This is a genomic window from Kordia sp. (genome assembly GCF_050633145.1).
Taxonomy (GTDB): domain Bacteria; phylum Bacteroidota; class Bacteroidia; order Flavobacteriales; family Flavobacteriaceae; genus Kordia.
This window is the reverse complement of record NZ_JBOEFY010000026.1, coordinates 122026-147295: the sequence shown is the minus strand read 5'-3', so window position 1 is coordinate 147295 and position 25270 is coordinate 122026. Positions and strand designations below refer to the sequence as shown.

General features: G+C 34.4%; 7 protein-coding genes and 1 tRNA gene. 6 read left to right on the top strand and 2 right to left on the bottom strand.

Annotation, left to right across the window (positions count from 1 at the left end; genetic code table 11):
• Window positions 1-588 precede the first annotated feature (588 nt).
• Window positions 589-662: transfer RNA gene (locus tag ACRBBL_RS13950), tRNA-Arg, on the bottom strand.
• 130 nt (window positions 663-792) lie between these two features.
• Window positions 793-945: an SsrA-binding protein gene (locus tag ACRBBL_RS13945; RefSeq protein ID WP_431369680.1), complete on the bottom strand. Its 153-nt coding sequence runs from the start codon at window positions 943-945 to the stop codon at window positions 793-795.
• A 572-nt stretch (window positions 946-1517) separates the two neighbouring features.
• Here ACRBBL_RS13945 and ACRBBL_RS13940 point away from each other — a divergent pair.
• The 6 genes from ACRBBL_RS13940 (at window position 1518) to ACRBBL_RS13915 (ending at window position 25261) form a co-directional block, all read left to right on the top strand.
• Window positions 1518-3764, top strand: a complete 2247-nt coding sequence (locus tag ACRBBL_RS13940) for a hypothetical protein (RefSeq protein WP_431369679.1) — start codon at window positions 1518-1520, stop codon at window positions 3762-3764.
• Entirely contained in the window at window positions 3764-7276 is a 3513-nt protein-coding gene (locus tag ACRBBL_RS13935; RefSeq protein ID WP_431369678.1) for a hypothetical protein, read from the top strand. Before ACRBBL_RS13940 ends, ACRBBL_RS13935 begins: the two co-directional genes overlap by 1 nt.
• 5 nt (window positions 7277-7281) lie before the next feature.
• Window positions 7282-7740 carry a hypothetical protein gene (locus ACRBBL_RS13930; protein WP_431369677.1) on the top strand — a complete coding sequence of 153 codons (459 nt, stop codon included), beginning with the start codon at window positions 7282-7284 and terminating at the stop codon, window positions 7738-7740.
• Between the two features lie 118 nt (window positions 7741-7858).
• Window positions 7859-16852, top strand: coding sequence for a hypothetical protein (locus tag ACRBBL_RS13925; RefSeq protein ID WP_431369676.1), 8994 nt, complete (start codon window positions 7859-7861; stop codon window positions 16850-16852).
• A 36-nt stretch (window positions 16853-16888) separates the two neighbouring features.
• Window positions 16889-24421: an Ig-like domain-containing protein gene (locus ACRBBL_RS13920; protein ID WP_431369675.1), complete on the top strand. Its 7533-nt coding sequence runs from the start codon at window positions 16889-16891 to the stop codon at window positions 24419-24421.
• Between the two features lie 129 nt (window positions 24422-24550).
• Window positions 24551-25261: a hypothetical protein gene (locus ACRBBL_RS13915; protein ID WP_431369674.1), complete on the top strand. Its 711-nt coding sequence runs from the start codon at window positions 24551-24553 to the stop codon at window positions 25259-25261.
• Window positions 25262-25270: the final 9 nt, after the last annotated feature.

The window sequence follows — 25270 nt, the reverse complement described above, 5'->3', positions numbered from 1 at the left end:
TCTACAATTGATTTTTTGTGTCAAGATGTAAAATATATAAATTGAGAATTAACATCTAATACAAAAAGATTGTTTACACGAAACATCACAATTGCTATTACTAACTAAGGTACAATCTCTATGTTTTGAGTACCAGCATTCACTATTTAAATCCTGAGAGCGCTTTATGCCACCTGCAACAATAGAGTTCACTGATTCTGTATTTAAATTGACAAACTTGTTTTATTGATACTAAGTTTTTTAATGTGTTTTTTCATAACAAATGATTTTAAGATTAATTAATGATCTCAAGTAACGAATAGAATAAACAGGAAAAAACATAAGTAATAGACATTTTATAGAACATCAATATGATAACAGTAGTTATGGTATTTGGAAATCAAGCATAATAGTTAATGAAACAGGAGTAAGGAAAGATAGCTTTATTTGTAATCACTATAAGATTCTCTGTGATTCTTTTAGCTGTTGTAAAAAAGAAACCACGAGCTTCCGCTCTAGTTTTTCATTTTTAGAGCAAAGTTCAAATGAGATTTGCCTTTGTTCTAAAAACAAAGAACCACGTCATTTGACGTGGTTTCTTGTTTGTTGTGACCTCGGCAGGATTCAAACCTGCAACCTCTTGAGCCGTAATCAAGTGCACTATTCAGTTATGCTACGAGGCCTATTGCTTATTGCGGGTGCAAATATATTTCTTTTTATAATAAAACCAAACTATAAAGTATAAAAATACATCCTTTTTTAAACTTTTACATATTTATAAAATGACTTGTTTGACAAATACAAATAGGATATTTAATCTAAAGCTTTGGTAGTGACGTAATAACGCCAACCAATAATGGCTAATTGAAATTTAGACGCCTTGCTTAAGTCTAACTGTTTTTTTGAAAAAGAAGGTAATATTACCTTATTCAACTTTGCTAGTATTTTAAAAAATGACTTTTTCATTATCATAAAAATAGTAAAAACAATTCAAAATTATCAGTTTCTATTTCATTCTTATAAAAAACAATAATGGTTATAAGTGAAAAAAGTTATAAAATGTAAGTAAGAGTATTATTTTGCGTAAATACTGCAACTACAGGATGCCTTTGATTGAAAAATTAGAATTTTAAATAATTATTTGGTTCTTTGTTGAAAATATGAATGGATAAAAGGAGAAAAAATTCTTTTATTGGTTTAAAAAACTGGTTTTTTTAACGAAAAACTCTCATTTCCCTATGAAAGTTCTAATAAATTAACATTAAAATAACAGATTTTTTAAAATTAAAGTAAGCTAGTGTAAGATTTTTTACTAACTTTGAGTTGAATAGTTTTAACCTAAGCTATTTAATATTCCCTCCTTTTTTAAAAACTATAATTCGCTATTGTTTAAAAAGCTAATTATTTCCTCCCATCAAAATTAACTACCAACAGTGATCAAAGTGAATGGTTTACACTATTCATTCATAAATACTTTAATTGAAAATATTAGTGTTTTCAATATTTAAAATAATGTAAAATAAATTAGGTAAATTATTATGCCAAATACAGCAGAAACAAGTGAACAGTACCAGTCTTTGACGACTTCTTCTGAAGGACGCAATGTGATGCCGCTATTACAGCCAAAATCACATTTTTTTCTAGAAGACTCAAGTTTTTCTCAGTTGGAGTCAGAGAGATTTGGAGCAGTTTCACTGAATCAGTTTAATACTACCAGTAAATTGAGATTCAGTGGAGAAAAGGAAGTATACGCGTTATGCCAAGGAACGGTTTTTATACAGCCGCAAACTGGAACTGGTAATGAAAATAAGGTAAACCTTATACTTAGACCCTTTAGGCAGCCTATTTCAAACATTCCTATAAAATATATCATTTATAGAGGATTGAATAAAAGCGATTTTGTGACCAATAGTGGTCAAGTCGCAGGCAGTGAGACAACAGGAACAGGATTTGTAAAATATATATGGTCCGAGTTTCTTCAATTTTATGGAACAGATGGTGTAGATGAAAGCGCACCTGATTTCATGGCAAACTTTATAGGTTTTCCACATACTACCGATCAATTAACAGCACAAGATCCAACTCATCTAATAGATCAATATTTTTTCAAAATAACAACTGTACTAGATGAAGCAACAGGTGAAGAAGAGCCAGCTCAAGCTTATGAATTTCCTCTAATACCAAGAGGAATACATTTAGGATATGCAGAAGACGAAATAGGAATAGATATCGTATTGAATCGTGGAGATTATTATATTGAAAACGATCCAAACCCTTTCAAACTTGACTTAGCCTATGCAAGAGCCGAGAATTATAGTTTGAATGCATCTACGATTACAAACAATTTTCAGAAAAAATTATACAAAGAAAATGCAACTGCATTTCTTGATGTAGCAGCATTGTACGGATTGCATGCAAATGGAGCAGGAAAGTTATATGTGGGAGATAATGCTACTCTATTAACAACGAAAGATGCTATTTATGGAATGATGAATGGGTTTTATTCTAAAAATAAGATTTATGTCTACATTCAAGCAAATCGTCAGCGTTCCTATAATTTCTATGATAACTATGTGATATCAGATACCAATTCAAACAATATGAAAATTGGAGTAGATACAGCTAATTTATCAGAAACTACGTTTGGAACATTTGAATGGCCAATTCATGAAACAACAACAACAGTAAGTGATCCAGCAGAAAACACTTCTTTCACTCTTCAGTTAACGACAGATAACTATGCAGATGCTTCTATGTATGTGCAATTGGGAAGAGTCGCTTCGGAGCATGAAGAAAACTTTATTAGAGACAAGAACTTATTACAACAAGATCCAGAAGTTGACCAAACCTTTACACAGGATATTGTAGTAAATGTAAATGCTACAACAAGTAATGTAATAGCTTCTTATGTGAATGTTTTGTTTGAAGGGAGAGAAATGATTGTTGAAGCGTATGTTCCAGTAAATGATCCAACGGCTAATCCACAAGATTTAGTTATCAAAGATATTGACGATGTTTTTGGGTTGCTAGATGCATCCATAGTAAATACAGAAGTAAATGATGGGCAATTACCAACGATTGTAGATGAGAAGTTACAGATTATTAATTTTTCTATTGTATCTGAGAAGAGTGATGTAGGTGTTGTAAAACATCAAAGAGTAAAAGATAGAATACTATTAGGAGGAGATGACTCATTTGTAAATAGAGTCACTTATGAAACACTGATAGATTCAATAAATAGAAATATTTCCATTTATAGACAAAATAGCTCTTCTACTTTAGATAGTGCAAAAAGTAGTATGAATAATTATAGTGGCGGTCAATATCAATCCTATCAGCCAAAGTTGCCTTATTATTATGATATAAATTTATTTACTGACGGAGATATCTCAGTTAGAGGATTGACTTTGAAAGTGCTAGAAAATGATAATTCTATAAAAAGAATATTAGGAATCACAGACTCTGAAAATCAAAGGTTAATAGACGCATTGCTGGCAAATAGTTTATCTAATGCTAAAATATTTTTTATGCAATCAAATTATAATAATAGCAATGAGTTCTTATCTCCAGAAGAGATTGAATATAATATTTATGAACTCTTAGTTGTAGGAGAAAATAGCCAAGGAAATCTAGAACTTCATCAACCAGTAATTCAAACTGGAGAAACAGAGTACAAACCTATAGAAGTATACACAATAGATGGAAAAGCCATCTTTTCAGAAGAATATAGTAAATATCAAAGAGATATTTACGGAGGTTTATCATATACAAAATTAGAAATATAATGAGAGAAACAGTCATTTTAGAAGATGGATATATTGTTTATCTCGATGAGATAAGCGAAACAGAGACATTCGATACCGAAAATACTGATGTCTTATTTAGTATAAAAACTGGTAGAGTAAGAAGGTTTAAGGGAAATCAAGGAATAACAAACAATGATTATTATAAGGCTATCTATAGTTCAGCAACTGGTAAATTTAATGGATATTTTCCAGAAGTAGAATTTTGGGAAAAAGAAAGACCTAAAGAGAATAATAATGAAATTTCAGGTGTAGGTGAACGTGATTTTAGGTATTTTAATCTTGTTGATTGGGGACCAAATATTATAAACCACTTTCAAACAATTGAACAGAATACTAAAGTATTATTAATTGTGAAGGACATGGATTGGGAGTTTAATGATGATGGTGATTTAATAAACCTTGAGATCAAAATTAAAATAAAGAAGTTTAATTTTAAAAACTCAGCGTCTCAATACCCTACTCCAGAGAATTTCAAGGTTAATGGAAATCGTGTATTATTCAATGGGAAACCGCTTGAATTTTATGATGTAGATTCGAGTTTTGATGGTTTTGAAGAAACTGAAATAGTATCAAATTTACAATCTGAATTTTTTGATTACGTATTTGAAGCTCGAAACAAAGAGTTTCTAAATCCAGATGGAACAACAAGTTTTAATTACTATTACGATGTTACATTAATAACAGATATAGTTCATTTATTTCAACAATTACTGTTTGATGATAGTGAACACTTAACATATCTAAATAACAATGATCTTTTTACCCCTTTTCAACATCATTTTGATTTAGTTAAAGCTAGTCTTTCTGCAACAAATCCGATAATTACAGAACAAGAATATTATTCAACATTTACGAGAGAATATTTTTCATTATTAAGGCTTCGTTTAATAGAATACAAAGAATGGGTAGATTCTGTCGCATTTAAACCAGATTTTCTTTTTACTAATATATTTTCTTTACCTAGTAAGATAGATTTTGTAGTAAGAATAGTTAGTTTATTTAGCCATTTAGAATTATCAAAATTATCATATCAAACAAAAATACAGCTTTTAGAAGATATGATTAAAAACAATTATTGGCTCAAAGGTAATTGGAATCCATTCTTCTCAGGATTAAACTTAACAGAAGAAGAAGTAGTAGTGAAAATTATCCAATCTATTAGTAGTGAGGATGATAATGGTAACTTAAATCATAGTGAGATAAATGACTTCTTAGATATGTTGAGTAAACCACCCAGTTTTATAACAGATACAAAAAAATCATATTATCAAATATTGTATGATAAAGTCAATGATAATACATTTTTTGGTGATGATGGAAAAGGGAATAAAGGGCAATTCGTAAAATCGATATACTTATTATGGTTAAATAGTAAGTACAATCCAAATAATACAGATTTACCATCAGCTACATTAGTACCACATTCATATACAGCCTATAATGCAAGTTGGGAATTTGAAGACGAAACTTTAGTTGGTCCGCCAACTTTTGATGAAACTGCTTCACCTGAACTTATCAATTATGAATCAGAAAAAGTTTTATTATGGTATAACGATAATTTTAATTTTCCATTCAAAGGAGATAAAATTGTAGCTATGCATGAAGAATATAAAGATTTTGATGAACTTTTATTAGATTCTTTTTGGTCTTTAGTAATACCTTTTAAACCAATTTCCGCAACTAAATATGTGCCATTCGGGTTTTATGACATTTTCACTCCTATTTCTATAGCTCGTACAGGGAATTTAGAAACTATTATAGGAATTCCTGTAGCAGAAAATGTCGATACACCTTGTGCTTTATCAGCAGAAGATGAAAATAAAAATCAAATTCCTATTTTTTATCTTAAATATGTTGATGATTTAGGTGATTATAGTGACTTTAAAGAAACAGTTGGAGTAGTAGTAGACGTGGCTCTTACTTTTATTGGAGGAATAGGTATTTATAAAAACTTAGCTACTGGAGGAGGTAGAGTACTTAGAAGATTTTTAGCTGGAGAAGTCTTAGAAGCAGCTGCGGTTAATACACTAAGAAAAATAGCATTTCAAAGTTGGGAATTAATTTTAGGAGCAGCATCATTAGCATATTCAATATCTACTGGTGGTTGTACTATTTATAGTAATTCTCCTTGTGCACCACCTGCTCAAGGAACTCCTGAGTATGATGAGTTTAAGCGTTGCCAAGAAATTAATAAATGGTTATTAATTCTTGAAGTAGTAACATTATCAGGTGACCTTTTAGCAAAAAGATTATTTAAAAAGTCAACAAGACAATTAAATCAAAATATTCCAGATAATTTACCAAATACTCCTGAGAATCAAGATTTAATTGCCTTGAAGAATAAGTTAAATCAAATTGATGATGTAGCTGCTGATCTAGCTGATTTTTTAGCAGATCTTGACCCAGCTATTGCAAACAAATTAGATGATTTAGGGTTAGATGTTGACGGCAAAATAGCCTTTATGGATGATTTTTTAGGATCTTCAAATTCTACATTATCAAAATTAACCCAAAATGATGCTGTTGCTGTTGAACGATGGAAAGCACTACGTGATTTAGATGTTATTGACAGAAAAAATATTAATATACTAACAAACGATAGTCTATATGATGGTTTTATTCTGTTTTGTAGTAAATCAAATATTAATGATTTTTTACGTAGTTTGAACTCTGCGGATAGGATAAAGTTTATTCAGAAATATAATAGAAGTCCATTTAATTTTACGGATCAAATTCTTAATAAAATAAATAATAGCCCTCCAAGAATGAATTTGATGGTATCGCACATGAACAATCCTAGAGCCATTCATGTAGATAAATTTAAAGATGCTGATATTAAAAAAATTATAGAGTCAGACCTGATAGATATCCATGTAGATTTATTGGATATTAAAATGTCAATGGCATTAAGAAAAGCAAATGATAGATATCTGCGAAACATTATAAATACTATAATGGATCAAACTGGATTAAATAATATTTACAAAGGGAATATAGGTGAATTCGATGCTTTAGCAAGTAATATTAAGAATAAACTTAAAAAGGTAAATAAGTATATAACTAGGACTGAAATATTTGATAATGATGGTAATTTATTAAATACAGTGGATGAATATTTTGTCTCTGGAGATATTACTACAGTCAATAGTAAGTTTGCTAATAATGTGCCTAATTGGCTCACGAACCCACCAGATCAAGATTTGTTTGATATTTTTACATTAAAAGCGATAGATAGAACACATCCTAACAATATCGCAAGAAACAATGATACTGAATTAAAATATATCTTTAGCTTCTTAGAACAACATTGGAACAGCGGAAGTCGATTTAAAATTAAGGCGGCATCTACATTATATACGTGTACAAGTTGCCAAGGCTATCTAGTATATTTACAAAAATTAGCAGAAAAGTATAATAAAAGTATAGTTTTTGAAGTGATTTCTGATCCAAGAGCTACCACTATCAGTAAAACTAAGAAATTAATAAATTAAGAGTTATGATTATAGAATATTTACAAACTTTAAGAGATAATCCACAGATAGATGGTTTAATAGATGAAGGAATTCAAGAGACTGAAATCCTACAATTAGAACAATTATACAATAGTGGAAATCCTTTTCCAAAAGTGCTTAAAGAACTACTTTATCTAGCAGGTAACTTTTGTAACTTTCTTGACTTTAGTATTTATGATAGTCAACAAGAAATGCAAGATGAAGAAAGATCTGAACTTACTAGTTTATATAGTGTTACAATATCTCGACCACATTATTTTATCGATTTAAGTTCACACGGAAGACCCGTATTTATGTATTTAGATGAAGGAGATAATCCACCTTTATATCAAATACTAAATAATCCTACTCAAGCTAATTACACAGAAAATGGAAAGGGTTCTTTAAAATCCTTAATTGAAGCTAGGATTGGACTCCATTTAGAGGGATATAATCCTTTCTAAAACAATTTGAATCCGTAATACATTGTAATTCAGTGATTAATAGTCATTGGGTTAGAAGGTTATTGGCTAAACTCAAATTTTGTAATAAAAAAGATCACAAAAAATAAAAAAATATAATATGTCAGGTCAAAATAATAATACAGCGGTTGTAGCGCATAGGTATTATCCAAAACTATCGTCTGTAGTCAATACAGACGATATACCGGATATTCTTGGTTTCATCAAAGATGGAATCGTGTATTTGTTCGATAAAATACACTACAAGGATTTACAATACAATAAAAGCCCTAGAGGAGATGCGGCTTTTTACAGCTTATCAATCGTATCGCAACGTTTAGATATCGAATTACCAAGCACAGGAATTTACTTAGTACTAAATCCTGATGCCGACGACGCATCAATATCTGCGTTCCCAATCACAGTAGAATACGAATGGCAAATACTTGCCTACTTAAGAGACTTTAATTTAGATAATTTCTCTTTCGCTCCTCAAGAATTCTTTGAAATAGCATTACGCGTACTAAATATATCAGAAGAGCAAGCTATTGCGAACTTTATCAATACATTTACAGAACCAATAGACGACACTACAACAAGTCTAGAACAATTTGTAAATGACATCAATGCAGCAAATAGTGATCTTAATTTACTAACGCCTACGCAAGAAACGAAACTAACAGATATTGTTTCCGAAATACATGCGCAAACACAAAAATATGCTACGCTTATAGGTTTTATAACCTACGTTTTAAAGAATGATTTAAATGAAACGAAAGTAAAACTAAAAGAGTTTTTCCGATCGTTATTGCCACAAGATATTGAAGAATACATCAAAAATATTCTTATTCCAAAAGCAAGAGCAACACTCACACTATCAGCAGGAATCGAATTTCCTAGAAGCATTCTAAAACCTGTATATGACGAATTTGGAGTCAATCCTTGTGATAACACGCTAACAGGTGAACCGTTAACGGAATTACCTGAAGATGCAGATGGAGGACCAAGAGTAATGTTGACTTTTGGAGAAGCATTATTTTATGCAGATACCGAAGAAGGATTTGGGTATAATTTAGATTTAGTACTAAATACCAACTTTCCTGCACAAATTGGAAATACAGGACTCATTATAGATATTCAAAACTTAAAAATTGATTTAAGTAGGAATTCTAACATTGTAGAAGCAGATTTAGACAATAGACCACCAGAATTTATGGGTGTTTATACTGATTTGACTACAATCTATCTGCCAAAAAAATGGTTCAAAAAAGAAACTGGACAAACACTAGCAATTACAGGTGAAAGATTACTTATAGGAACTGGCGGAATGTCAGGTACTATAGCACTAAGAGCTACCTATGCAGTAGATGCGGCTGGACAAGTAACAGATTATTTCTCAGAATATTTTGATGTCAACTATCCAACAACGGTAACTTCAAATAATGTAGAAGAAACGGTAAACTCTTTACCTGAGTTAGTTGCACATATCAACACTTTAAACACACCATATCAATTAAAATTCAAGTATCCGTTATCAATCACAACGAATACAGGTGTATTAAACTTTGAAAAGGAAGCAGATTATAACAATTTCATTAGCACGATTGATCCAAATCAATTCATGTGGTTTCAGTTAGGAAGTAATCCTGACAAAGCATGGCGATTAGGTTTCAACCGATTTGACTTAACGTTCTATCACGGACAAGTAACAGAATCGAACTTAAAAGCACGAATTGAAATTCCAAAGTTCAAAAAGCCAGACAATCCTACAGAAAAAGCAATCATAGACTTAGAAGGTCATTGGTATAGTGAAGATGATTTCTCATTAACAGCTACATTTTTACCGTCAGGATTTCCGTTGAAACTTTTCAACTTTATGACAATCAATTTCTTAACAGCAGAAGTTGGGAAAGATGATGATAAATTCTTCTTAGGAACATCTTGCGAAATTTCGTTCCAAAATGCAATCATGCAACGAGTTTTAGGCGATCAAAAAATTGTATTACCTAAACTACGCGTATACGAAGATGGATCTATCGAAATTGTAGGAGGAAATGCATTCATTCCAACAAATATCTCATTAAATCTTGGACCAATTGAAATTGCCGTTACCGGAATTCACTTCGGATCGCATCAGCAAGAAAAAGATGGCGTGATGCGTAAATACAACTATTGGGGATTTGACGGAGCAATTAGTCTTGATCCATTAGGAATTGACGCACGTGGAGAAGGAATCAAATACTATTACACTACTGATAATGATGAAATGGTTGATCTGTATGGCGGAAATGAAGATGACTATGAAGACAGCTTCTTACGTATTCAAACAATTGAGGTTGACTTAATCATTCCAGGAACTGCAGATCCAGATTCTGCCTTAGCAATTATCAACGGAATGTTATCTATTCCTGAGCCAGGAGAATCTCCTGAATATCACGGAAAAATTGGATTAAAACTTCCAAAAGCAAGAATCAGTGGAGCAGCACAAATGCGCTTGCAACCAAAAGAACCTGCATTCATCATTGAAGCAGGAATTGAAATGCCAACGCCAATTCCATTGGCGGCAACAGGACTAGCTTTCTACGGATTTGGAGGATTACTTGGATACAAGTATGTTGCCGAAAAAGAAGCAGTTGGGTTAGTATCGGGCGAAAATACTTGGTACGAATACTATACCTACCCAAAACGTGGTGTAAATATTGAGAAATTTAGTGGGCCACCGCGAACCGATCAATACGACTTACCAGTTGCAGTCGGAGCTGGAACGGTTTTAGGAACTATGCACGATGATGGATTCTTATTTTCCACACGACTCATGGCAATCCTATCCTTACCATCTGTATTTATTTTAGATGGTAGAGCCAATGTACTTGGAGAACGATTAGGGATTATAGACGATACAGAACCTCCATTCTTTGCAGGTGTAGCTGTAGGAGATAATTCATTCGAATTCTGGTTTGGTGCCGATTACCAATTACCAAAATCTAATGGTTGGATTATAGATTTATATGCTGAAGTACAAGCCGGATTCTTCTTTAACAATCCGTCTGCTTGGTATCTTAACTTTGGTACAAAAGATTCACCAATTACGGCAAGAGTATTAACAATCATAACGGCGCAATCATACTTAATGCTTTCGGCAAGAGGAATAGAAGCCGGTGCGAGAGTTGATATATCATTAAAGAAAAATTTCTTCGGAATTAAAGTTGAAATTAGTGCCTATGTAGAAGTTGGCGGATTTATAAGCTTTGAGCGATTCCAATTAGGAGGTTATATTGCCTTTGGAGGAACAATCGCTATTAGTGTATGGAAATTAGTTGGATTCCGAGTGAGTCTCGATGCGATTCTATCTGCGGAAGCGGCAAAACCATTCTTACTATTTGCACAAGTTCGTATCCGTGTATGTATCAGAATCATTGTGAAAATCTGTAAAACATTCAAGGTTAAACTGAAGTGGGAAAAAGATAATTCGGTAGACAGAACGCCAATTCCAGCGCTATCAGACGGAAGCAATCCAAATTACCCAGACAGAACAAAAGAAGCAGTACAAGGTGTTCACATGATGACGAATGAAACATTTGAACTCAACTATTTCTCAAGTGTTCCAAGTGCAGGCAATATTGATAAAGTAATTCCTTTAGATACTTATATCGATTTCAAAGCGATGAAAGGTTTAGTGCCAGGTGAAGTCTCTGAAAAAATTGGAGGACATACAGGCGCTGCTAAAAACTTTACAGACTTAATTCCGCCAAACAAAGTAGTACGTGGTGGACACGAATTACGTCAAGTAAAACACAAATATTCTATTGAAAACATAGAAATATTTATGGCAGATGGAAGCAATTGGAGACCATATCATCCATTTAAAGCAGTAGTACCAACTGATGAGCGCGACAGTGTAAATCACTTACGTATTGGATACTGGCAACGAAATGGAGAACAATATGATTCTATCAGATTATTAGCTACAAATCCATTCTCATATATGGAAGCTGGTGAGCCAGGATGGTTTATTCCTGAAGAATATGGAATTACACCATCAGAATTATACTGTGTTACAACTGAAGAAACAGGAGATTGTTCAGACTTCTTAGAAAAACCATTAGGAAGTAAATATTACAGACCAAACGGTTATGTAGGTCACTATATTGATGGTGCATACTATTCTATTGAAGAAGGAACTGGAGATTTAGAACAAACAATCTATGTGCAAAACATGAGTTGGTCACTTGATTTAATTCATCCAGGGAGCGGACAAGAATTTACAAGAGCTAATTTTGACCGTATGCGTATGCGAATTAACGGAACAAACTCGTATGTAACTCTTGGTGTCAATGAAGATTTTTATACGTTAGAAAATGGAGTTGCAACAAATCTTGTTGAAATTTCAGAGCAATACCTAACCGCAATAAACACCTTCCTTCTAGACAATGATAGTGAACCACTAAATAGTTTAAGTATTACGGATGTAACTGCCGAGAACGGAACATTAACGGTAAATGTAGAAGTAAAAGCAGATTATCCATTTCCAACAACAGGAACAAACGAATTATTCTTTAGCACTTTATTCTTAAAGCGCTTTAGACCAAATGGATCAAGTTCGGTTTTAGGATCAATCACTAATACAACAGAAACATTAATAATCTCATCAAACGAACCAACTGCAGTTGGTTGTATGGAAGTGACTGATGTAGAAAACAATCACGATTTCGCACAATCGTTACAATTTAGTAATGCAGATCGATTAATCATCATTTTACCAGAATCATCGGTAACAACAAAATTAAAGTTAACAACCTATGCAGAAGGAGTAACCATTCGTTACTACAAAACAATCTTAAGTGATACAGCGAGTACACCGCAATATGAGTTAATCGAAGAAGTATACAAAACCAAGGCAGAATTAAACAGCGTAGTTATGTATACAAACGAAGACGAATTAACTTCGAAAATTACGGTAACGCCAAAATCTGCAAATGCACACTTAATCCGTGCTGTTCGCGAACAAATTGCAGAATTGCAAGAAGCTACATATGATAGTGAAACAGGGCAAATTATTCCGCTAACAGCAGAGCAACAAGCACAATTAGAAGCATTGCAAGCAGAACTAGCACAGCTAGAAGCAGAAGGTTGTTCTATACAAACAGATACTACACCAAAACAACGAATTGTAGCTGAAATTTACAATGAAATTGACAACGATGGAATTGATGAATATCGTTTCAGAGTGTACAATGAAAAATGTGAAATTGTATTGAGCAGTAGCACACGTTATTACTCAAAAGAAGCAGCAATTGGAGAATTAAAAACATCTGTATTTACGGTTCTTAATGAAAATGATAGTATAGAAATCAAAGAAACTGTAGACAATAGATACTATTTTAACGTAATCGATAGTACAGGAGAAGTAATAGCAAGACGTATAGAATACTTTAACACGCTTAAAGAATGTGAAAACGAAATTGCAAGACTCAAGCTATTATTAGCTACAAGTACAATGGTCATTGGAGAAGTAGGTTGCAGTGAAACCAAAGGTGAGGAGCAACCAATAGCCTTAGCGGCAAGTAAAAGTATTGTAGTAAATCCGACTAATATTGGTATTTCTAATACAATCTTTAATTCGTACAAATACACACATGCAGAAACGAATTCACAACGTGTAAACTGGTATTCTAAAATGAAATTCATTGGAGGAAACTGTTATGCTGTTGGATATCCATCTGTAAATGTAGCTGGATCGAGTTACAACGATGGTGTATTGACAAAACTAGATGCGTTCGGAAAAGTAATTTTCAGTAAGGCATATTACATTGATGGTTCACAACCAATCCGATTCAAGGAAATTGAAGAACTTTCAGATGGAAACCTATTAATCATCGGAAGAGGATACTCTAGAAGATTATATTACTTAAAAGTAGATACAAACGGAAACATTCTGTGGCAACGTTACTTTACGTGTGAGCAAGGTTTAGATGAACATAGAATGTCTGTAGTAAAAACACAAAAAAGAACATTCTTTATCACATGTCTATCAAGCAGAAGAGATGTTTTATATGTACTAGAAATTGACGAAAATGGTAACGTTGTCAATCAAACAGGATTAAACAACGGAGGAAAATACTGGTATGAAGTTGGTGCAAGCTGTTTAGATCCTAAAGGAGGATTGCTTGTTGGAATTCGTAGAAGGTCTACAAGTTCGCCAAATCCACACAGTAGTATCATTGTACATTTTGATGCAAGCTTACAACTTAAATTCAACTATCTCATCAATAGTAAATCACAAGTTGAAATCACAGATATGATCATGCATGAAGAAAGATTATACTTCATCCTTGACAATATCACGGCTTCAGAATCGACGATTACGTACATACCGTACAACGACAAAGAATTCAAAGAATACAGCTCTCGTAAATTGCCAATATTCAAAAATTGGAAACTTACAGGTTCCGATAAAACGAATAGCGTAATTGTAGCCAACAGTGCAGCTCCAATTTACAGAGTTAGCATTCAAAGTGATGAAAGTTTAGCAATTGATGCTGAGTTCGATTTCAATACGCCAACAACACTATCTGGTATCAAAGATGTCTGGTATGATGAGCAACAAAAGAATTACACATTAATAACAAGTGAATATTTAGCATTGCTAAAAGAAGACTTGGCGAGTTGTGTAACGAAGAAATCAGAAATAATAACTGAGTTGCCAAAACGTGAATTCACGTATGTAAAACAGGATGCTAATATTGGTGACTTCAAAGTGCAACCAAAAATAATTAGTGAGATTCGAACGTTAGAGCAAAACTTAAAGTTAATTGACGAATTATGTCCAGCAGATGATGGTGGCGGAAATGGAGACTGTGACAAAGATGAAACGCTTTGCAACTTCCAAGCACTATTAAAAAAGGCATTATTTACATGTATCGATTACAATGCAAAAGATCAGTTCTATGACAATTGGGATTGCTTCTTAAAAATGATTGCGAGTATGGAATCATTTGACGCGCAAAATCCGCAGTACGGACTATTGGTTGCATTAGATGCAGATATCAATACACTCATTAGATATCCAGAAATTGCAAGACCACCAATGCTAGATGTTGCAGTTGGCTATGCAAATACAATTTTAGATAAAATGTATGAGCTTGGCAATTGCGATTGCTCAGGAGATTGTAAAAAAGATCCTATAATCTGTGAAGCGTATGACGAATTGGTTCGTCTTTACAATGAATGTTTCTTAAATACAGAAACAAGCGAGCAAGTAGATGCAAACATAGATTGTTTCCGAGCGTTCAGACAAGTAATTAAAGACTTAGCGAATGTGCCAGGTGTAACATTACCAGCAGCAATATCAACGGAATATGATAACTATGTTGTCATACTGAACAGAATAGAAGGTTTAGTTGGGCATCATGAACAAATACTAAGATTCAGAGATTTGAATGCTTCTGCTATAGAGTTGATAAAACTTCTTGAAGAAGCTGGAGATTGCGGATGTAATGGTGGCGGAACAACTGAAGAACCACATATATGTAATACATCTGTGCAAGAAGTATGTTGGTTATCTATAGAACAACATGAGTACAATCAAACAATTCCAGGATATGAAGAAATAGTGGGAGAACAACAAGATATGGAAGAAGCAGTACAACGAACTGCACAACCTATCTGGAGACCAAACTCAACGTTTTATGTTCACTATCAACTAAAAGATGAAGTTGATAATGGCGCTAATTCTGAATTATTTGACTATTACTACGGATTCAAAACGGCAGGACCAATTGGGCACTTCCACAATGCAGATGGTGTAACGTATGGGAATGAATATGAGGATAATACGAATGTCAACACAATTATAAATCGTGTAGATACTAATGGAGATCCGAGTTTATCAGGAACACTTACAAACCCAGATGCATATCCGTTAACGTCGTTACGTCAATACATTGATTATGACAAATCGTATCCGAATGCAGATGGAAACTTATTGCAAGCAAAACCAGTATTCTACGGACAAGAACAATGTAGAATTACGCTATACTTTACAAAACCACTAGCATATCACATGTTACGTTCGTGGGAAGCGTATTTAGGTTCGCCAGAATTAACAGGTTCAATGCACATTGCAATCAAAGATCCAGTAAGTAATGTGGTAATTCCATATCCGTTGCCAATCGATTTCAATGACGAAACTGTACCATTACCAGAAGGAAATGGAGAAGGTGGCGTACCATGGATTGATGATAACGACCCAAGAATTCCGTTAAATATTAGAATGCTAAACAATTTCATTAACTACATCAACGAAAACAACGATGCAATCGAATGTACGTTTGATATAGGAAATGCAATTCAGCCACAAAGCTATGCATACTCTGTAACCTTAACGAATTTAAAACCACAAAAGTTATATACAGCGTTGATTTACAATGCGTTTGAAACGGAAAGCAACGATGTTGTATCAAGTGCGCAAGTTCATAATTACGTATTCCAAACATCACGCTACCAGAACTTTGAAGCGCAAGTAAACAGTTATATGTTAATTGATGAAGAAAACACAGACAATAACAGACAAGCTGTATTTAATGTGGAACTTCCAAACGTAACTCCAGCTGATATTACTACGGCTTACAACATTGTAGATGGAAACCCAGATGCAAATAGTGATGCGTTAGAAACACAATATCTAGATGTCTTTGACAGACTATTAGAAGGTGTATTAGGAATGACACCATTAGATCCGCCAGTTAACACAGAATTCAACAAAATTCTTGATGGCGACGGAAATCTAATTGCAATCCTTATTCGTAACCCAGAACCATTCAATATTCCAAAAATTCCAATTGAACAAATCAATGGAGAAGAAGAAATATTTGAAGACGGAAGTACGGTAGGACATCGAGGCGCAATACGTGTATTTGACAAAGCAACTGGTGTAGATGATGATACTTACAAGGTATTATACTCAAAAGACTATTCACAAGCATTCATCATGCATGACAGTAAGCAAATCACAGCGGAAATGTTAAGCTTCAAATTCAGATACCTGATTTGGGAAGTAAACAAATACGTAATTGATGATACTGCAAAAGCAGAAGATATCTTGCTAGCACAGTAATAAAAAATAAAAATTGACAGTTTAAAAAATAATAAGATGGCATTAAGTAATGACTTTTTTATAAAGAAAATCAAAGTAAACAATAGCTATGCTAATGTGAGCTTCATAGGAGAAGTCGATGGGTTTTTCTACTGGGGCACAAGATCATCTGTAAGTTCAAACAAAATAGCACTTATAAAAACCAATAGTAATCTAGAGCTCATTTGGGTAAAAACATATACAAATGGCGAAGTAGGAACTGGTTTCTTAAAAAGTATTGTACGAACACCCAATGGAGATCGATTGATAGCAGGATATTATAACAATATCAATAGTGAACAAAGTGATAAATATTGTATCATAAAATTAGATAGCGATGATAACATGTTGTGGTTCAAAACGTATGAACACGAACCAACAATATATAACTCATACAAAGTTGAGCTCAAACCAAATGGTCCTAACTATTTGGTTTGGGCCAACAACCTATTCTTTACAATAAACGACAATGGAAACGTACTTAAGAGTGTTGTAGAAACCTCTTCAAGAAGTGTGCAAGATGTTGTAGTAGACAACAGTGGAGAAGCGGTTGTTATTGGAAATGGAAGTTCTTTTCCTAGCGGAAGACGTGGAGTTGTATCATTAGCCAAACTAAACGGAGACTTGGTAACTACAGAAAATGTAGAATACTCTACAGTATTTGTACCTTCAGGACCGTATGCAGTTGGAACAGCAGGGTTTGAAAACAACGGAACACTGATGACTTCGGGAAATATAGGAAACAGAATTTTCTTATTGTCTTTCCCTTATGGAAGCACATTTCCACAAGCAACCAGCGCAATGTGGTACGACGATACGTTCAACTACAGTTCGCAACTATTTAATATTGATGATGGTTTTTATCGAATCAATACAGACAATTCAACTTCGCCGCGATCAACAATAGTTCATAAATACGGCTTCAATCGAGCGTTGCAATGGTCAAAAACGATTGATAAAATGAGTTTGCATCCAGATACATTCTATGCACTTGACGATGCATTAATGTTCATTCCTTTTGGAACTGGATACGACAATGATGTTTGGGACAATCAATCAATCGTAAAAGCAGACACAGAATTAGATGAAAACACGTGTATTCGTGTGAATCAGAATAGTAATTTCGCACTTACAAAAGAAAATCTAATTCGAGAAACAGGAAGTTTTGAGTTTGAATTTTTTCCAATTACAGAACAAGGACACGAAGCTGTAGAAGCAACAAACGAAAACAATGAAAGTGTAGAACTTTGTTTGGCTACTCCAGAACCAGATTTGGAAAACAGTACAATTACTGCAAATCCTACGGCAATTCCAGCAAATGGAACCAGTATTTCAACAATTACGGTGCAGCTAAAAGATGCAGATGGAAACAACCTTACTTCTGGTGGCGAAAATGTGCAAATTACCACAAACAAAGGAACCATTACAGCTGCGGTTGATAACAATGACGGAAGCTACACATCCATATTACAATCAACAAGTGTAGAAGAAATTGCAGTTACTAGTTTTACACTCAACGGAGCGCAAAGTTCACAAGTTGCACCTGTAGAGTTTTACATTTCAAGTGATTGTTATTTCACGAGTTCATTCCGAAGTAATGGTGTATTTGACGGTAATAGTTCTGTGTGTAAGCTTGGAAGCAATCGTATACTAACAGTTGGTGGAAACGGAAACGGAGGAGTTGTAACCTTATTAACAGACAATGGTGATGTTGTATGGCGTAAACATATAGTATTAGTTGAAAGAAACTTAGGGTTATCTTCTGTGGCAGTATGTCCAGATGGACAAAGTGCAATTGTGCTTGGACATTATGGAACAGGACAAACAAACAGAGCGCATTTAGTAGTCTTTAGAATTGACATAACGGGAACAATTGTATGGTCTAAATTACTATACTCTCCAAATACTCGATTCAGTACAGGAATTAAAGCGCTTGACTATAGTGGAGGAACACAAAAGTACCTAATCACGGCTTGGTTCAATCAATCTGGTTCTACTGATGACATGGAATTGTACAAGCTCGATGAAAATGGAAACATGGTCAGTTCTAGAAAAGTAGCTGGTGTTTCTGATGAGCAAGTCATGGGCGTTGTAACTACACCTTTCGGATTTACAATTTTAGGTTCTGCTACAACACCAGGAGGGCAAACAATTCGCCATGGTATTGTATTATCTTTCAATGATAACTTAGGATTAAACTGGGGAAAACGTTTCGGAAACAATACATATCTTTATACAACAGGAGCTATTTCAACATCTTCAGTGTCAGATCGATATATTGTTGCTGGTATTCATGATAATACAAACAAATTATTCCTTACCAGTTTCGATAACGCTTCAACTTCCTACAGTGTAAAAACTACGAATTTAGGAAGTGCATCAGACAAATTGAGTGCATCAGTAAGACTTGTAAAAGGTGTGAATAGAACTTTTTATTGTATCGCAAATTACAATTCAAGTCGTGCAGCAGAAGTAATAAAGTACGATTATAACTTGAACGAATTATGGAGAAGAAAGCTCGATTTTGAAAGTAAAAACAGCATCAGTCAGTTGTTTAATGATGCAGACCAACAACTATATCTAGTTGGAGGAATTGTAGGAACGAACTCAGCATATTTAGCCAAAACTAATCTAGAGTTACAAAACTGTATCTCAGTAGATGTTGCGGAAACACCATATGTACAAGAAACGTATACTACAGACGATTTTGCACCTACTATTGGCGATTTACCACACACATTTCAAAATACATCTCTTAACGTAACAGAATTAGCCTCTGAACGCAATGACTACTGTAGTGAGAATTGTAATACAACTTCAATTCCACCAAGTGAACATACAGCAATTCAGTCGCCTAATTTCTACTTACAAGCTGCCGGATCAACAGGGAACGATGGTAGCGCACAAGGAATTCATACACGTTGGATCTTTTCAGGAGCTTTAGGGGAGAAGCACTTGCCAAAAGGAAACTACGCGGGCAATATGAACAACTTCAACAAAGAAGATGACTTTGTACGTGTGTATAGAGCGCCATACAAAAAAGTGGTAAAAACGATTGACTTAACAACAGCACCAAACATTGTAGACGATGCAAATGGTTTATGGATTTATAATGTTGATGGAAAAGACTTTCATGTATACTTTAAAAATCAAACAAAATATACGCAAGTTCGCGCCGTGATCAATCCCGCAACCAATGCGCAAGGATTCATGCAAAACTATGGTAGTGAGTTGGTTGAAGTAGAAAGTAAACGACACTTATTCTTTGCAGTAGAAGCAAAAGTAAGTTCGTCAGCTTCCAACAGTTCATTACAAACTGAAACATTGTCGGTATCTACAAACACGTTAATTGCACTCAAAAAAGCAACCAACAGAAAAACGTACGCAGGGACAGCTTTGCAAAACATTCGATTGTTATGTGAAAATGGACGTACATTTAGATGTATTGGTACAAATACTTTTATGACGCAAGTGCGTATTGAATTGTATGGCGATTTCATTGAAGATGCTAACGAAAATGAAGCATGGACACCAATGGGAAGTTATGCATTAACGCTTGAAGATACTGTTGCATTACAGCAATTAGAACCATCTACAGGCTTGGTGAATGGAAACTGGCCACGATTCAATGATGATGCCGCAGTAAATGTTGCGAACTACATTAATAAATGGAATGTAGTTGAACCAGATATTTATGATAGAAACATAAAACAGGTAGTTGAGCAATACATCACGTTAAGTGACGATATTGACAACCCGAAAGCCATTGAAGAAATTCCTGTAGACGAAAACATTGTCGTAGAAGATGAAGATGATGTAATGGAAATTTCGAATCTCGACATGCTAAACATTGCGTCTTTTGACTATCATGTTGCACGTATGTTAGGATTAGGTTTCTTAGACACAACTTCACAAGTACAACAAGGTGACTTTGTATACATTGCAGAATATGTAACTTTTGGCGATTTGGAAGATGGACAAGGAGCACGTGAAGTACAGCATTTAAGTATGAGTTTGCCAACGGCTACTTCCGACGAACGTTTGCCATTACCAATTTCATTAGATGAAGTAATTCCAGGAGCATATTTTGGAACAGAAACAAGTGAACCTTCAAGTATTACAGATGTTGACGGATATACGCATGATGGTAAAAAAAGGTATGTAACGTTATACGCAGACCAAATTCCAGACGATGTATACAATCCTGTATTCTATGTAGAAAATACACAATTTGAAGCAAAAGAGTATACAATTCCAATCTATGGAGGATTAGAATATAGAAAGCAACGTAATAATCAGCCAGATCCAGGTGTTTGGGAGAAACCTGAAATTTCGCATGACAAGCGTTACTTACATCTAGATCCTACAGTTTCTAATGCATCAGAACGTTACGAAGCATTTCCTATTACATTGCCAGAAGTAGGACAGCCAATATTTGTTCACAAACAAATCATTAGTGGTACGCATTACTATGGTTCGTACGGAATCAACTGGTTCTCAAGAGCAACATCGAGTCCAACGGAAGTATCAATTATTACAGATTTACAACCAACAAATCCGTTATTGCCGCCGTCAAACATTCAGCCGCATCTCATTCAAAAGGAGCAGCCGTTATTATTGACATCGCAAGAAGAACAACAGCGTTATGATACGAATCCAAATTCGGATAAAACTTTAGTAAGAATCTCGTTTGATTATCATTCATATCAAGAATTAATAGATTATTCAGTACCCGAAGATGCCGCAATTACAGATGCAGAATTGGTAACAGATACAACGTCTATTTTTGATGATGATGATGAAATTTTTGCAAATGATGTAGATATCTTTTTCAGAAATGAAATACCAAACAATATCTCAGGGCAAGTTATCAGTGTTGTGGATGATCCAGGAAACAATTTAGTATCAATCGTTACGGTTGATGAATACTATCTGTCAAGTGTTGATCAAACATTAACACCAAGTATTCCAAATGGATTAGAGTCAAATTATGAAGGTGGAGTATTCATCATTGGTGAACAACAACACATAATTCATGAAGTAATTCAAACATCAGGATTTCCACAATTTAAAGTATACAAAAAAGAAATTAGTGATGCGTTGGTAGACGATATTCCTTCGGCAGATGCAGATGAATTGCAAGCAATTGAAATTACGAATGATGGTATTTTTATGGCGATTGAAAACATGCAAACTCCATCAAGTTGGGGCGCACCAAATCCGCAACCATTAGAAGTAAAAGTAGATACTTTTGATCAAATTCACCGTGAAGTTGTCATTGTAGAAGGTGACAATGGTGAACAAGAACGTCACTTAGAAAAGACGCGTGGAATTTGGTCAGATGCAGCAAGCAATCATACAACAATTACTGAAGTAGATGAAGTTATTGATTTAGATACGAATGGCGATCCAATTATGGGGCACAAAGGAATGTATAATATTACTTTCCACGGAATTGTCTTAGATCAGCATGAAGACTATTATGGAAATACCAATTCTGTAGAATGGTATCGAGGAATTGTACGTGTACATACAGATGGTAATCCAAATGGAAAGCGTAAAGTATTGAAAGTAGCAAAAATTCTAAACATTAAATATAGTGGAGATGCTACTGGAAATGATGTACAAGTACTTGCTTTTGATCCAATATTTTCTGATGATACTAACTATGATCCAATTCAAATTGGAACAAATGTTTCGGTAAACTTCTATCCTGGATACAAAGTGTACTTATACGAAAATCAAACATACGGTTTAACAGAAGCAAATCTGTTGCCTGGCGACGATGAAGAAGTACACAATTCAATTATAGGATTGCGAAGTCATCAAACAGCAGATCCGTTTTATTCAAACATCAGTATTCCGAAAATCATGTTTGCGCAAAAAGATGTGCCAGCATTGCAACCAGAACAACCGGACGGAGCAAAATATGCAACACGACCAGATTTCTTTGGACGTTCAACATATACGATCACAACGGAATACCAGCACAAACCGCATGGTGTATTGTTCTACAGAGCAAATGACGAAGCTATCTTAAATGCACTCTATGAAAAAGCAACAGTTCGCGAAATCAGGTCAGCGCTCAAAGTTCTGGGAGGAAACAATGAGCAATATTTCGCAAATCGTTGGGAAAATTTCTTAGACTTTGCAACACTAAGTTCGGAAGGCGATTTCAGAACCTATCCGCCAGTAGATGTAGATCCAGACAACAATTACAAATTTCCAAATCCTGATAAGGTAGCGTTATTTGAATGGGCAAATGATATTATTGATCGAATCAATAGCAATACAGCATTTCCGCCACCGCAACCAGTAACGCCTTTTGAGGCAGATCCTGAAGCGACAAATACAGACGTTGGAAATATTGCAGTTGGAGATCCACGATTGTTAGGTTTTATAAAAGGAGTCATTTTCAATGCATTTGTACCATTGACCAAAGTGCCAGTAGTATATGCATACATAAATGGACCAGATCATCAACCTGTCAATGAAAAGCAAGTATTGCGTGATGAAAATGGTAGTGTATTAATGCCTACCGATCCAGCATTTAAAATGGCGCCAATGATGAAAACCACAAGTACAAGTCCGCACACAACACAGTTTACAGACTTTAACTTAGATGGAACATCAAACAACATTTATTTCTATGCGGCACGAGAATTAAGTTCGAAAATGAAATTGGGAGAATTCAGTAGTGCTTTAGGACCAATAAAGCTAGTTACTTCAAATGCTCCAGAAGCACCAGAGGTAAAACGCATTATGCCAGTTTTAGAAAATGTAGTCTTAGGAACGTCATCAAGGATTCAATTGGAAATTAATTCATATCCAGAAATTCAGGACATCAAAAAAGTAAATATCTATCGCGCATTCAACAAATTAGATGCACAATCTATTCGAACAATGACCTTAGTAGATACTATTGATGTAGACGCTGCAGGATTACAAGGCAATGAGTTATGGACTGTATATGACGACTTTAATGACTTGGATGAAGTACCGTATGGCGACGGATTATTCTACCGATTGACAGTGTCAAGACAAATAGAATATTCGGAAGCTGACTATGGAACCAATTCACCACAAATTGTCACAGAATATGCGCCATCACAAGCTTCAAAAATTGTAGCGACTATGATGGTAGAAGTTGCAAATCCGCCAGCACCAACAATGAAATATATTGCTGAGCCAATTGCGGCAAATGGAGATATCAATGAAATAGCATTGCAGTGGGAAAAAACATGTTACAAAGGAACCTATCATGTGTACAAAATGAACGCACAAGGAAACTGGGTAAAAATACATGAAGTTACCACCAATGAGTCAGAAGTTTTCGTCTTGTTAGCAGACACAACACTGCAAGATCATAGTCTCGCAACACAAGATGCTAATGGAAACACTGTATATCACCATTTCAAAGTTGTGGCGCAAAACACATCTGGAATGCAAAGTACTGAAGAGAACATATTAACAATGCCAAACGAAGACAATTGGATTGACATTGGAGGTGTTGGAGATATGGTTATTGGAACCACATTTACTATTAGATAAAACCCGTGAACTCGTTTGAACTTTAAAATTTCAAGCGAAAAGTAAAACTAAAAACAGCAACTATTTATCAGATTATTAGAAAAAGTTTGAACGAGTTCACAAATATAATACACATAAAAAAATTAGATCATGGCAGAAAAAAATAGAACAGAGCTAAAATCATATTTTGAAACAGGAGATCGCCCAACAGAAGACGAATTTGTAGATCTTATTGATAGCGGAGTCAATAGAGGGCAAGACAAAGCAAGTTTAGCAGAAGCATTAACAACAAATGACACAAAGTATATTACGCCAAAAACGGCAAATCATATTGTAGACAATGCTGTGCCAAATGCAACTATTTCTACTCAAGGGAAAATAGAAATAGCAACACTCACAGAAGTAACAACAGGAACTGATACCCAAAGAGCTGTAACACCGCAAGGAGCAAAGCGTGCAGCAGAAGTGCATGCGCCTGTAACAAGCGTAAACGGGCAAACAGGAGCAGTAACTATTGTAACTTCAGGAAGTGATTCTGGGTGGCAAAACCCAACATTATTGAATGGAGTTGAAAACTATCCAGGTTCTTTATTTCAAACAGCTAGATATCGCAAAAAAGACGATGTCGTTTATTTGGAAGGTTTAGTACGTAACGGAACGCCGACACCAACGATAGGCGGAAATCAAATAATCATTTTTACATTGCCTGCAGGGTTTAGACCAAGCAAACGATTAGTTTTTCAGACGATAGTGTCTGGAAATGAAATTGCTAGAGTCGATATTTATGCAGATGGAACTGTAATATGCTTCGATTATAGTACAACTTGGACAAGTCTTAATGGAATTTCATTCTTATTGTAAGATTGAAAA

Coding starts and splice junctions, on each gene's coding strand:
- ACRBBL_RS13945 (WP_431369680.1), bottom strand. CDS start 945: ATGAAAAAGTCATTTTTTAAAATACTAGCAAAGTTGAATAAGGTAATA.
- ACRBBL_RS13940 (WP_431369679.1), top strand. CDS start 1,518: ATGCCAAATACAGCAGAAACAAGTGAACAGTACCAGTCTTTGACGACT.
- ACRBBL_RS13935 (WP_431369678.1), top strand. CDS start 3,764: ATGAGAGAAACAGTCATTTTAGAAGATGGATATATTGTTTATCTCGAT.
- ACRBBL_RS13930 (WP_431369677.1), top strand. CDS start 7,282: ATGATTATAGAATATTTACAAACTTTAAGAGATAATCCACAGATAGAT.
- ACRBBL_RS13925 (WP_431369676.1), top strand. CDS start 7,859: ATGTCAGGTCAAAATAATAATACAGCGGTTGTAGCGCATAGGTATTAT.
- ACRBBL_RS13920 (WP_431369675.1), top strand. CDS start 16,889: ATGGCATTAAGTAATGACTTTTTTATAAAGAAAATCAAAGTAAACAAT.
- ACRBBL_RS13915 (WP_431369674.1), top strand. CDS start 24,551: ATGGCAGAAAAAAATAGAACAGAGCTAAAATCATATTTTGAAACAGGA.